Origin of the sequence: Erwinia sp. (assembly GCF_049696395.1) — a bacterium.
Classification (GTDB): domain Bacteria; phylum Pseudomonadota; class Gammaproteobacteria; order Enterobacterales; family Enterobacteriaceae; genus Erwinia.
In genome coordinates, this window is sequence record NZ_JBAVTT010000093.1 from 16,830 (window position 1) to 29,930 (window position 13,101).

Annotated in this window: 8 protein-coding genes; 1 reads left to right on the top strand and 7 read right to left on the bottom strand. The window is 54.2% G+C overall.

From position 1 onward, the window contains the following. Nucleotides 1-20: 20 nt before the first annotated feature. The 4 genes from WCC56_RS11425 to WCC56_RS11440 all read right to left on the bottom strand — a co-directional run bounded on the left by WCC56_RS11425 (nt 21) and on the right by WCC56_RS11440 (nt 9,303). Nucleotides 21-1,190, bottom strand: coding sequence for a bifunctional tRNA (adenosine(37)-C2)-methyltransferase TrmG/ribosomal RNA large subunit methyltransferase RlmN (locus tag WCC56_RS11425; protein WP_424692487.1), 1,170 nt, complete (start codon nt 1,188-1,190; stop codon nt 21-23). Between the two features lie 181 nt (nt 1,191-1,371). Continuing rightward, on the bottom strand, nt 1,372-1,803 hold the full coding sequence (gene ndk, locus WCC56_RS11430) for a nucleoside-diphosphate kinase (RefSeq protein WP_013203396.1): 432 nt from the start codon (nt 1,801-1,803) through the stop codon (nt 1,372-1,374). 174 nt (nt 1,804-1,977) lie between these two features. After that, nucleotides 1,978-4,299, bottom strand: coding sequence for a peptidoglycan glycosyltransferase PbpC (gene pbpC, locus WCC56_RS11435; RefSeq protein WP_424692488.1), 2,322 nt, complete (start codon nt 4,297-4,299; stop codon nt 1,978-1,980). A 39-nt stretch (nt 4,300-4,338) separates the two neighbouring features. Next, on the bottom strand, nt 4,339-9,303 hold the full coding sequence (locus tag WCC56_RS11440; RefSeq protein WP_424692489.1) for an alpha-2-macroglobulin family protein: 4,965 nt from the start codon (nt 9,301-9,303) through the stop codon (nt 4,339-4,341). 254 nt (nt 9,304-9,557) lie between these two features. On the opposite strand from WCC56_RS11440, the gene sseA reads away from it, so the two are divergent. Further along, entirely contained in the window at nt 9,558-10,403 is an 846-nt protein-coding gene (sseA, locus tag WCC56_RS11445; RefSeq protein WP_424692490.1) for a 3-mercaptopyruvate sulfurtransferase, read from the top strand. A gap of 44 nt (nt 10,404-10,447) precedes the next feature. Here sseA and sseB read toward each other — a convergent pair whose 3' ends face one another. From sseB to WCC56_RS11460, 3 genes are all read right to left on the bottom strand, one after another. Continuing rightward, nucleotides 10,448-11,227 (bottom strand): enhanced serine sensitivity protein SseB, encoded by a 780-nt coding sequence (gene sseB / locus WCC56_RS11450; protein WP_424692491.1) that lies wholly within the window; start codon nt 11,225-11,227, stop codon nt 10,448-10,450. Between the two features lie 79 nt (nt 11,228-11,306). Then, nucleotides 11,307-12,590, bottom strand: coding sequence for an aminopeptidase PepB (gene pepB, locus WCC56_RS11455; RefSeq protein ID WP_424692492.1), 1,284 nt, complete (start codon nt 12,588-12,590; stop codon nt 11,307-11,309). A gap of 167 nt (nt 12,591-12,757) precedes the next feature. Next, on the bottom strand, nt 12,758-13,101 hold a 344-nt coding region (locus WCC56_RS11460), incomplete at its 5' end, for an aminotransferase class V-fold PLP-dependent enzyme (RefSeq protein WP_424692493.1).

Here is a 13,101-nt window from a genome sequence, read left to right on the forward strand (position 1 = left end):
TCACTGCTAAAGATCAGGATTCAGAGCGCTTTCACAGAAATCGCTTCACCGGCCATTTTTTTACGCAAGGTGCGCTTAGTACGGTCAATCACTTCTCCGGCTAATTGTCCGCAGGCCGCATCAATATCATCACCACGTGTCTTACGCACAATAGTGGTAAATCCGTAATCCATCAACACTTTAGAAAAACGGTCGATACGACTATTCGAACTGCGACCATAAGGTGCGCCCGGGAAGGGGTTCCATGGGATCAGGTTGATTTTGCAGGGGGTGTTTTTCAGCAAGGCAGCCAGCTCGTGCGCGTTATCGGTGCTGTCATTGACATGATCCAGCATAACGTACTCAATGGTCACACGGCCCTGATTCGCGTTGGATTTCGCGATATAACGGCTAACTGACGCTAAAAACGTCTCGATATTGTACTTTTTGTTAACAGGAACAATTTCGTCACGAATTGTGTCGTTCGGGGCGTGCAGGGAGATCGCCAGCGCCACATCAATCATGTCGCCCAGCTTGTCCAGTGCAGGAACCACACCAGAAGTAGACAACGTTACGCGGCGTTTGGACAGACCAAAACCGAAGTCATCCAGCATGATTTCCATCGCCGGAACCACGTTGTTCAGGTTAAGCAGCGGCTCGCCCATCCCCATCATGACCACGTTAGTAATAGGGCGCGTACCGGTGATTTTAGAGGCACCGATTATTTTTGCCGCACGCCAGACCTGGCCGATAATTTCAGACACACGCAGGTTACGGTTGAAGCCTTGCTGGGCCGTTGAGCAGAATTTGCATTCCAGCGCGCAACCAACCTGGGAAGAGACGCACAGAGTCGCGCGGTCTTTTTCCGGAATATAGACAGTTTCGACCTGTTGGCCGCCAACAGTGATGGCCCACTTAATAGTGCCATCGGTAGAGCGCTGTTCTGTAGCCACTTCCGGGGCGCGGATTTCAGCAACTTCTTTCAACCTGTTGCGGAAAACCTTGTTGATGTCGGTCATCTCATCGAAATCATCACAGCAGTAATGATACATCCACTTCATCACCTGATCGGCGCGGAAAGGCTTCTCGCCCATGCCGGCAAAAAACTCACGCATTTGCTGACGATTCAGATCGAGCAGGTTGATTTTTTCTGTTTTTGGCGTGGCAATGACAGGAGATTCGGACGACGGACTCACAATTAGTTCAGACATAATATTCTCTGGCCTCGTTATTACACGTTATGGCTCTGGGGGAATGGAGGATAAAGTAATGCGCCCCTGACAGCCAGGCTGGTCAGGGGCGCATTATCATACAAGCGTGTAGCTACAGGTTAAAGTGCGTCGGCAAAAAAAATTGTAAACGCCCTGCTCTATTCGCCCTGTAGTAACGATCTTAGCGGGTACGCGGGCAAACTTCACCTTCGCCGAAGAAATAGGCGATTTCACGGGCAGCAGATTCAGCAGAGTCAGAACCGTGGGTAGCGTTCTCAGTGAAGCTGTCAGCGTAGTCAGCACGCAGAGTACCAGCCAGTGCGTTAGCTGGGTTAGTTGCGCCCATCAGGTCACGGTGACGCTGAACGGCATTTTCGCCTTCCAGAACAGAAACAACCACTGGACCTGAAGTCATGAACTCAACCAGACCGTCGAAGAAAGGTTTGCCCTGGTGTTCAGCGTAGAAGCCTTCAGCCTGTTCTTTGCTCAGGTGCAGCATTTTGCTGCCAACGATTTTGAAGCCAGCGCTTTCAAAACGGTTGAAGATGGCACCAATAACGTTTTTTGCCACCGCGTTCGGCTTAACGATAGAAAAAGTACGTTCGATAGTCATATGGACCCCTGTTTGATGTCGAGTGTGGCCGGTGAAAAGGCTCCCCGGCCTGGAAAATGGCGCCGATTATAGGGGGCATCGCCGCCCTTGCCTATCGGAGATTCAACAATTTAATAAAAAAATACGATCTATAAACCCACATTTTATTAGCGGTTTTATCTCAATAAAGCCGAATCACTCCACAGTAAAAGTTGCCGAGGCGACTTGTCCACCTTCATCCAGCACCGTTAGCTGGTAATTTCCGGCTTTACCCAGCGTTAATCCCAGGCTGTTTTGAGCGTTTTTACTTTGAAGAGGCGCACCGTCCAGGAACCACCATCGTTGATTACCACGGCCTCCCTGCGAAGTGACGTTCACTTCCAGCTGGCTTTTCCCTGGCAGCCGATGGAACAACTGACCGCTGCGCACCCCGGTCAAAATCAGAGGAACCGCACTGCCGTTATCAAGAGGCGGGCAGCGGGCATCCGCCGCAGGCAGTCGCTGTTGTCTTCGCTCTGCCAGAGGTAGCCAGGGTTCAAGGGGTAAAGGCCACAGCACCACATTCCCCACTTTTGCCTGCGGGCAATCAGCTGCCACGCGCAGACCAGCGGCATTTATCCATATCGGCTGCTGCAGCCCGGCAAGGTTTTCCTGTCCTTCTGCCAGCAACGTGGGCGGTGACGTGCCCTCCAGAATCCAGCTTTGCTTGCGCTGTCGACAATTGCTGTCGCCTTCTGGCAAAGCCTGTCCTCCCGGCCAGCAAAGCGAACCTGCGCTCACCGTTGCAGGACGGGGATCGACTGGCAGCCAGTTGCCACGAAAAACCGGCAAAGTCATCAGCAGATTATTGATTTGATTTAGCACCGGAACAGCGCTGGCAAACCCGAATTGCCCGGCAACGGGCGTGCCATCCGGGCGGCCAACCCACACGCCGATCAGATAACGAGGATTAACGCCGATTGCCCAGGCATCACGGTAGCCATAGCTGGTTCCCGTCTTTACGGCCAGCGGGACAACGCCAGGTAAAAGGTTGTCTGCCAGCGGTTTCGCTTCCCCGGCCAGGACCCGCCTGATTATCCATGCAGAGCCAGGAGAGAGTAGCGGTCGTTCCACCAGCGGTTGTTCAGGCATGAAACGTAATCCAGCCGCCATACCTTTACGGGCAAATGCGCTGTAGGCCGCCACAATCTGATCCATTCTGGCTCCTGTCCCTCCCAGAACTAATGACAGGTTAGGTTCTGCTGCAGGTGGGAAGTGCAACGTCAGGCCCACATTTCGCAATCCTGCGGTGAGGTATTTAGGCCCCAAAGCCTCCAGCAACTGAACCGCTGGCAAGTTCAGCGAGCGAGTCAACGCTTCGCTGGCGCTAACGGCACCATGAAAGCCGGTATCAAAATTACCTGGCCGATAATCACCAAAACGACGAGGGACATCCTGTAATAGCGACTCTGCTGCAATCAGCCCTTGATCCAGCGCCATGCCATAGACAAAAGGTTTCAACACCGAGCCCGGCGAACGAATGCTGCTGATCATGTCCACATGGCCGAAACGGCTGTCATCGTCCAGATCGACTGAACCCAGGTAAGCCCGAACTTTCATCGTGGCATGATCCACCACCAGAATTGCCATTGAGGTGCGCGGCGGTAACTGACTTTTCCATCCTGCCGCCAGCGCTTCGATTTGCCGCTGCATTGCGGCATCGACAGTCGAGACGATTTTCTGCTGGCTCGACATCGCCAGCAAACGGCGGGAAAGCAACGGCGCCAGTTGCGGCATCTGCCTTGGGGCCAGCCAGACCGGTTCCTGATAAATCTCCTCAACCTGCTGTTTCGGCCAGACATTCAGCAATACCATTCGCTCAAGCACCTTATTGCGGGCTGCCTGTGCACGTTCTGGCCATCGGTCCGGCCTAAGCCAACTCGGCGCCTGTGGCAATACCGCAAGCAACGCGGCTTCGCTTTTAGTCAGCTGCGAAGGTCGCTTACCTAACCAGGTCCAGCTTGCAGCGCCCACACCTTCCACCGTGCCACCAAAAGGAGCCCGATTCAGATACAAGGTCAGAATGTCGCGCTTCGACAGGTGCCATTCCAGCTGCATCGCGCGCCATGCCTGCCAAAGCTTGCCGGAAAAGGTTCTTGGGTGAGGATCAATCAGACGCGCAACCTGCATGGTAAGCGTACTGCCGCCCGAAATGATCTCCCCACCACGCAAATCCTGCCACGCGGCACGGAGAACTGAGAAAGGATTAATACCTGGGTGATACCAGAACCAGCGATCTTCGTAGGTCAGTAAAGCTTGCAGGTAATCGGGGGACACATCTTCAGGGGTGACGGGATACCGCCAGACGCCTTGCGCATCGGCAAAGCGCCAAAGCGGCGTTCCGTCTTCGGCCACCACCACTCGCGCTGGCTGCAGCTCTTTCAGGGGTAATGGCCACAGCCGATCCGCCAACAGAAGCAACAGAAAAACAGCGATCGGAACGATCAACCAGCGAGCATAACGCAACAGCCTGTTCATTGTTCAGCGGTGCCCGACGTTAAGCCGGGCACACGTCACTCAGTGAATGGTCAGGCTGTCTGGCGTAGTACCCAGCGCCCGCCACTGTGGAACATACATCGACTCCACCTGCGGTGGCGGCATAAAGTACTGGCCTGGCGTGACGGCTCTTGCCAGATAAAGCAGGGTAACAGGACGATAGCCATCAACATCAACCGCGGCGACAAAGCGATCGTCACGGAACTCAATGTGTTTGATATCAGCCTGCTGCATATCTCCCATCAATTCCTGCACATCAGCAGCACTCTCCTGCAGGCTGGCGCTGCTGTTAGCCAGGTTCTGGTTTTCCAGCTCCAGTCCTGCTGGCAGAAGATCTACCACCAGTGCATCCGGCACCCGGCGATCTGCCCAGACCTTCAGGCTGACCAACAGCAAGTCCCCACTTTTCAGGTTAGCCAGCGAAATCTCTTTCCCCTGAAGATCCAAATAACGTCGGGTGACATTCAGGACATTGTTGTAAGGATCAGGCTTGGTCGTTGGGTAGCCAACAACGTCCAACCGACTGTAGAGGGCATCAGCCGTGGTGCTCTGTAACTGAACACCTTCCGCCAGCTCAGGGAAGCTCAATGGCGTGGTCACCGGCCCTTTGCCGCTGACTGAACTGCCATTCAATGTGGCCTGCCACGCAGATCCTGAAGCCTCTGTAAGCGATTTGGCCACCAGGAATAACGCATTATTTTCCTGGGTAGACAGCCAGCGCTTACCATTCAAATTTTGCGTCAGAGCGAGCAGTAACTTGTCCTGCTCCTGAGGCAGCAGTTTATTGTCGGACAGCAACACATAGATCATAGCCTGATCGCGAATGTCGCTGCCGTAATCACCCAACCAGCTCTCTTTCTGGCTACGCAAGGTCGCCAGTCCAAGACTTAAGGCCTGATCGGCGCGTGGTTGATCACCCATTAATTTCAACGCCACGCCCAGCTGTACCAGTGAGAGCCCGGTTTTAGCCTGATCTTTTTTGTCGAATAAGGCGCGGAGTGCGCCTAAAGGGGCTTTTTGCTGGCGGGCGAGCACCAGCGCGGCATAAGTCTGCACGCTAAAGCGTGTGGCATTGCTGTCCTGGCTGTAGTAAACCTCAATCTGGGTGGGATCCTGCAAATAGCGCAGCAAGCGTTGGTCAGCATTTTCAATCACTGATTTTTCGACGCCGTAGCCCAACTCGTTTGCCCGCACGAGGAAGTCAGTGACGTACGCTGTCAGCCAGAACTCTTCCGGGCTCTCTTTGCTCCACAAACCAAAGCCGCCGTTGGCACGCTGCATCCCAGCCAGACGGTCGATGCCCACATCGATGGAGGCCCTGCGCGCCGCATCGGTGCTGCTCTTGATCCCCAAAGCCTTCAGCTGTAATTGGTTGGTGAACAGCGAAGGATAAAGCCCGCTGGTTGTCTGCTCCAGACAGCCATAGGGGTACGCGTACAATTCGGAAATATAGCGAGCGATATTCAGCGGTGGCTTATTACTTAACACCAGCTGTCCCTGCAGCGTTTCTGGTGCCAGTCCGGTCAAAGCATCTGCTGGCAAGGACCACGGGGCATCAGAATGCAGCACGCTGCTAAAACTGCGCGTCACCCCAGGATAGGCTGGACGAACGCTAATTTTCCATTGCTGTTTAAGCGGTTGACTCTTTTCACCAGGCAGGGAGAGCCCGGACACTTCAGTACTGATCTCGCCATCACCAAATCCTGGTAAGGCCGTCACCGGCAAGAATAAGGTTTTGCGTTCGCCAGCGTTGAGGTTCACCGATTGTGCTTGCGACTCATCCAGCTTGAGCAATCCGCCAGCATTGAACACGACGTTCAACGTTTGCGGCTGCGGGGTCAGGTTAGTGAGGTCCATAGCCAGCCTGGCGTGATCACCACCAGCCATAAAGCGAGGCGTGGCAAGTTCACTGACCAAGGGTGCCGCTACAACCACCTTTTTCTCTGCCGAACCAAAATCGCTGTCGCTCCAGGCCTGCGCCATCAGACGCAACTCACCATTGAACTCAGGGATTGGCAGTTCAAGTGTGCCTTCGCCATTTGCATCAAGGGTAACGGCCTGCAGCTGCTGAGCAACAATATTGACGTGAGTTACCGGTTTTTGGCCGCCGTGCGTTAGCGGATCTTCCTCATCGCCATCGCCACCAAAGCGCAATGCCGCCAACCGGCCACTCCCTTCAATGAGCTGACCGTAAACATCATATTGATCGGCGTTATACCGTTTGCGACCAAAGAAGGCTTCCCAGGGATCGGGGGTTTTGTAATCGGTGATGCTTAAAACACCGCTATCAACTGCAGAGAGCAGAACGGTGATTTTTTGCGGCACTTGCCCCTGTGAAACGCTCGCTTTCACCTTCACTTTCAGTGTCTGCTGCGGGCGAATTTTATCTGCAGTATCCAGGCTGAGGGTCAGACGGCGATCTTCTTGTGCCAGCGGTAAATGCAATAAACCCACGGCGCGTTTTGGCGTGCTTGCCTGAGCCTTATCCCCCGGACGGATCACCAATGCACTGAGGTACAAATCATGGCGTTTCCAGGCATTATCAATCGGAACGTCAACATCAAGCCCCCCTGCCGGTACCGTAATCTCCTGCCACCAGAGTGGTCCATTACTGGACTCCACCATTAGATAGCCTTTACCTGCCGCCGGAGACTCAACGTGAACTTTAGCCTTCTCACCGGGCTTGTACGCCGGCTTATCGAGCTTCAGCTTGACCTGATCGGGACGCAACGCGCCAGAACCATCGGTATTATCCTGCCAGCTGTACCCTGCCCAAAAGCGTACGCTGCTGACCACATTATTCTCCGGGTCGCGCACTTCAAGGCGGTAAGATCCCCAGTCCACTGGATAGTCGACACGAGCACTGCCTCCGGCGGGTATTGAGACACTACGTTCATCTTCAACCAGATCTTTTTGATCGTAACGAGACTGCCAGCCCTCACTGTCTGAGAAGCTCCAGTAATAATCGCGGCGCTCGTGGATTAATCGCACAGCCAGCTGCTGGGCAGCCAGCTTCTGCCCACGACTGTTGGCATACACCAGGTCAAAGGCTGCGTTACTGCCCTCTTCCACCATGGGCTGGCTGCGATAGCTGTCACTGCGGTAGTCGTAAACATCCTTGTTACCGAACAGCGGACGGATCCCCGGTAAGACTTCAGCAGGCCAGATCGCTTGAGTTGCACGGCGAGTTACCGGCCGGCCGCCCGCTTCAAGAAGGCTGGCCTGTAAGATCACCGTCAGCGGTGAATGCACCTCTTTCCAGCTTGATTCGGCCACCACGCTGCTGTTGCCTTGCGCATCCAGCTTGAGGTCAACTTCATCCAGTGTACGTTTCACCTCCGATTCATTGATGTCGCCAAACTGATAGCCAGGCATGCTGGCTACGGCTTCCCTCAGTGGTCGCAGGAACAGCTGCCCCTGAAGCGTATTTCCGGCTGCTGGCGCCCCATACAGATAACGACCATTCACCTGGAACGCCGCATCCTCCTCCATTGTTTGAGGAAGTGGGCTGCTCTTAAGGGTTAATGCCATCCGTTCCGGCATGAAGTCCTCTACGCTAAACGCCCAGCTGCGTTTGCGGTTGTCGCCCGTATTCAGACGGAATGACCATTTACCTGTGCTGGCAGACTCCGGCAGAGTGTAGCGATATTGATAGAGTCCATTTTCTGGCTGCCAGACGAGCGTGCGGGCAACTTCACCGTCCGGTTTCACCACTTCCAGCGTGACAGGTTGAGGAGGAAGGGGTTGGCCATCGGCATCACGCATCAGCGCATTGATGACGACCGTTTCCCCAGGTCGATACAAGTCGCGTGGGCTGAAGATAAAGACCTGCTTGTCATACCCTTCCGGACCAGCCACAGCGAACTCTGCCAGATCCAGTGCCGGGCGAGCCAGATCCAATAAGGTGGTTTGTTCACCCAGATTTGCCAGCACTATTTTGGCTTTCGGGAACCTGGCAAATTCGGCATGGCCTTGCGCATCTGCGGTTGTTTCTGCCAGTACCCGCCCTTTTTCGTCCAGTAACGAGAGCTTAGCGCCAGACAGAGCCTCACCGTTCTCCAGACTCTGAGTGAACAACGCCAGTTTTTCAGGGAATTGATGAAGAGACAGGCCAATATCGCTGAGCGTGAACAGCGTGGCTGGGTTGCTGTAGTTATACGACCCTGCCTGTTTCATCACGGCCAGATACACGCCTGGCTGCTTTAATGCGGTAATACTGCTCAGCGGCAGTAGCATTTTCTCACGCGTATTGCGCTGAGGATTGAGATCAAATCGGCCGCTGTAAACCAGATCGGCTTTGGTCAGCACATCCTGAGACTGCCAGGTGGAAAGCGTGGTGCTGTATTGCCAGGAAGCCAGGAACGAAGGCAGTGAAGCGGGCTTTACCCGGAAGAAATCGACATCAATCGTGTTGATATTGAGCGCCAAAACGGGCAGACCCTGAGTGACCTTTGTTGGCAGAAGCGAGCCCTTACTGGCAAAACCCACCATCGGCTGCACATCACGCGTGGTGATCTTTTGTTGAAAAGCCTGTTCAAGCACCGCGCCATTGGCGGCTTTCAGGCCGCTGTCGACGGAGACAGTCAGCTCGCGGGCGGGTTCCAGATGGCGGAAACGCAGTTCTTTGCGGGAAGGTGAAAGCTCCCATCCGCCTTCTACAGCCCCGGTTTTGCTATCAATCAGATGTAACTGGTTGGCATAGTTTTGCCGATCGTCCAGCGGAACAGAAAAGGTCAGTACCAGCGTGGCAGCCCCATCCAACTGCACTTCAGAAGCATCAATAAGCGTTAACGGTTTACCCGCATCACGTTTTGCTTCAGCAGCCCGTTGGGCATCGCTCAATGCTGGCTGTTTACTGGCTGGAGCCTTTTCAGACGTGCTCTGGCTGGCCGGTGTTGATGACGTTTCTTCTTTTTGATCGCAACCGCTCAACATCAGCAGCGAGAAAAAAGCGGCTAGATATAATCCCTTTCGTTTAACGTTCATCATGACTCCATGGCCAGCACCTGAGAATTAAGGAGCACAGTATGACCTCTACAGGGGCAAAAAAAAGCCTGTATTTTCACTTTTAGCAACATTTCGCAAAGTTATTCAGGGCCACTCAGCTAACGACATCCGGATTGCGAGCTGCATTCAGATTTCTGCGTAATATCATCCTGATAGTGCGGAACATCTTGTGATGAAAAAAGAGCGCGTTACACTGGATCTCATCTTACTTCCTGTCCCAACGCGAGGCCGCTATGACATCCTCTTTCTTTGTTACCGCCGACTGGCTGGCAGAACACCTTTCGGATCCTGACCTGCAAATTGTAGACGCACGTATGCTGCCGCCAGGCATGGAAAACCAGCGGGACATCAAGGCTGAATATCAGGCAAAACACCTGCCTGGCGCGCCCTTCTTCGATATCGAAGCCCTTTCCGACCACACCAGCGCTTATCCGCATATGCTGCCAAGGGCGGAAACCTTTGCCGTCGCCATGCGTGAGCTCGGTGTGAACAGCGAAAAGCACCTGGTGGTTTATGATGAAGGAAACCTCTTTTCTGCCCCGCGCGCCTGGTGGATGCTGCGCGAGTTTGGCGTGGCTAAGGTGTCGATCCTTGCTGGTGGATTGAAAGGCTGGGAAGACGCTGACTATGCGATGGAACAAGGAGAAGTTGAACTGCCAGAAGCGGAGTTCGAGGCGCATTTCGACAGCAAACTGGTGAAACGCCTTACCGATGTGCTGCTGATCAGCCATGAAGGCGGCGCACAGATTGTGGATGCGCGGGCAGCCAATCGTTTCAGAGGGGAAGTGGATGAACCTCGCCCTGGCCTGCACCGTGGTCGTATCCCTAACAGCCTGAACGTGCCATGGAATTCGCTGGTAGAAGAAGGTCAGCTGAAGTCATCAAAGGCGCTTAAAGAGATTTTCAGTCAGCAAGGTGTCGACCTCACCCAGCCGATAATCACCAGCTGTGGTTCCGGTGTTACCGCGGTGGTGGTGATTCTGGCCCTTACCACGCTTGGCGTTGAGAACGTTAAGCTCTATGACGGTTCCTGGGGAGAATGGGGAAGCCGTGATGACCTGCCCATTGCCGTGGGCTGACAGCAGGCGTAAAAAAGGCGGGTTCAATCCCCGCCTTTCTGACACTATGCCGGCTTATTGGTCGCCTTGAACTGGCGCAGGAAGCTGCCCCACTTACGTTCATAGAACGGGGTGATATGGGCGGTGAAAAAGTGGCTGATCCCTTTGTCGTTTTCCACCACTTCGCAAATATCCACCGGCTCATCTTCCAGCAGCGTATCCGTTGCCACACTGCCCGCGGCCTGAATAATCGCTTCGATATCGCTGTCAGCTTCGATACCAATCAACAGGTTTGGCTGATCCTCTGCCGCCTCTTTGATATGCGCTACATAAGCACGGCGAACCTGCTTATATTTTGCAAACAGCTGGGTCAGGGAATCAATCATTTGCGCTGGCGGCTCGGCAATCTCAGACAGCAACAGCGAAGTTCCGCCTTCCAGCACGGTCTGCTGACTGAGCGCATTGGCACCGTCACCTAACAGGCTGGTAATTTCCCGAGGAGAGAACTCTTTGCCTGACGGGAGCTTCGGGTTAAGAAACAGCGTTTCTCCCACCGTCATTTCAAACAACGTGCGCACTGGCATCACCAGAAACGGCTGTTCTTCAGTAACCGCCTGCTCCATCGCTTCTACCGAGGTAAAAAATGGAATGATGCTGGTCCCGTCGTCCTTTTCCCAGTGCTGCAGATCAACCTGTGACTCAGAGGTAACAGCCTGTTGTTCCGGGCTTTCCCCTGGCACCCAGACGCTGGATTCCAGCAGCAAGGTGAAAAATTCAGGGCGATGAGCAGGCTCAGTGGCTGCCAGTTTTAACACCTCTTCAAGGCGCTGATTGGTTTCATTCATCGGTTCGGTCCGCTTCCAAAAAAAGAGCGGGGATCTCCCGCCCTTGCTGACAATATGCTGCCTATATCTGTTTCAACTGCTATTTCAGCAGCATGTTCGCTACGGTACGCACGCCTAAACCTGTGGCCCCAGCAGACCACTGATCGACAGCGCCTTTGCGGTAAGTGGCAGAACAGTCAATGTGCAGCCAGCCCTGTTGATAGTTCTTCACAAAATGTGACAGGAACGCAGCGGCGGAGCTGGCCCCGGCAGTGTGGGAAGGCGCAGCAATGTTGTTCAGATCGGCAAAGTTGGAGGGCAGGTAACCACGATGGAACTCAGCCAGCGGCAGACGCCAGAACGGCTCGTTCTCTCCGGTTGCACTGCTGAGCAGCGACTGAGCCAGCTCATCATCAAAGCTGAATAACGCATGGTAATCATTGCCCAGCGCTGTTTTAGCCGCGCCGGTCAGGGTTGCCGCATCTATCAGCAGTTCTGGATTTTGCTCGCTGGCATCAATCAGGCCATCAGCCAGCACCAGACGCCCTTCCGCATCGGTGTTCATCACTTCCACGGTTTTGCCGTTACGGTAGGTGATGATGTCACCCAGACGGAAGGCATTGCCGCTGACCATATTGTCCGCACAGCAAAGGTAGAGTTTGACGCGTTTAGCCAGACCACGGCTGATTGCCAGCGCCAGAGAACCGGTCAGCGTGGCTGCCCCGCCCATATCTGACTTCATGGAGTCCATTGACCCGCTAGGCTTCAGGCTGTAACCGCCGGTATCAAAGGTAATGCCCTTGCCCACCAGACAAGCGAACACTGGCGCATTCTCATCACCGGTTGGGTTGTAATCCAGCGCCAGTAACGCCGGGCTGCGGGTAGATCCGCGGCCAACAGTGTGCAAGCCCATGTAACCTTGCTTACGCAGATCTTCACCTTTGGTAATGCGATAGCTGACTTTATCGTTGCCTGCGCCGCAAAGCAGATCAACAGCACGCTGAGCCAGTTGCTCAGGGCTCAGGTCTTCAGCAGGAAGGTTAATGGTGTCGCGTACCCAGTTGATGATCTTCATGCGGTTGTCGAATTCCGCCCGATCGCTGTCATTCAGCGTGGCCCATTCAACGGTACGCTGCCCTTTAGGCCCACGGTAACCCTGCCAGAATGCCCAACTTTTTTCCAAATCCCAGTCGCCGCTCAGGCTGACATGACGGATGCCCTGAGCATCAATTTTGCGCGCTGCGCGCTGAATGGTTGCCAGCACATCGCTGCCGGTCAGATGAATGGTCATGCCACTGTCGTTGCTGGTCAGGGTCGCTTTTTCGCCCCACCGTGCGTCCGCCGCTGCCGTTGACAGTGTTATTTTCATAGGTGTGGTTGTCATCGCATGGCTCCTTCATGAGTTTATTATGTGGTCCGTCCTTAAAAACGGTCGGTCACTACAATAAACCTTTATTTGCGTTCGTCTAATCAGACTTACAGAAATGAGAGCCAACGGACTGAAAAAAGCCTCAGTCCGTTGGCCGATATTGCGGGGAAAGATCAGCTAATTCAACGAGGAGTTGTAAAAGTCTGGCTGTCAGCTTTGAATGCTTTCCAGTCCGGGGAAAGCTCACGCAGGCGGCCAATCGATTTCTGTACCAGTTGAATGGCATAGTCGATTTCTTGTTCCGTAGTAAAACGGCCTAATGAGAAACGCAGTGAACTGTGTGCCAGCTCGGCGTTCAGCCCCAGCGCCCGCAGGACATACGAAGGTTCAAGGCTGGCAGAGGTGCAGGCAGAACCTGAAGAGAGCGCGAGATCTTTCAGCGTCATAATCAGGGACTCACCGTCGACATAATTAAAGCTGACGTTGAGGATATTCGGTGCACCGGCAGCCAAATCACCGTTCAGAT

Bases quoted from the DNA above. Each gene is read 5' to 3' on its own strand.
- sseA (WP_424692490.1), top strand. From the start codon at position 9,558: ATGACATCCTCTTTCTTTGTTACCGCCGACTGGCTGGCAGAACACCTT.
- WCC56_RS11440 (WP_424692489.1), bottom strand. From the start codon at position 9,303: ATGAACGTTAAACGAAAGGGATTATATCTAGCCGCTTTTTTCTCGCTG.
- pbpC (WP_424692488.1), bottom strand. From the start codon at position 4,299: ATGAACAGGCTGTTGCGTTATGCTCGCTGGTTGATCGTTCCGATCGCT.
- ndk (WP_013203396.1), bottom strand. From the start codon at position 1,803: ATGACTATCGAACGTACTTTTTCTATCGTTAAGCCGAACGCGGTGGCA.
- WCC56_RS11425 (WP_424692487.1), bottom strand. From the start codon at position 1,190: ATGTCTGAACTAATTGTGAGTCCGTCGTCCGAATCTCCTGTCATTGCC.
- sseB (WP_424692491.1), bottom strand. From the start codon at position 11,227: ATGAATGAAACCAATCAGCGCCTTGAAGAGGTGTTAAAACTGGCAGCC.
- pepB (WP_424692492.1), bottom strand. From the start codon at position 12,590: ATGACAACCACACCTATGAAAATAACACTGTCAACGGCAGCGGCGGAC.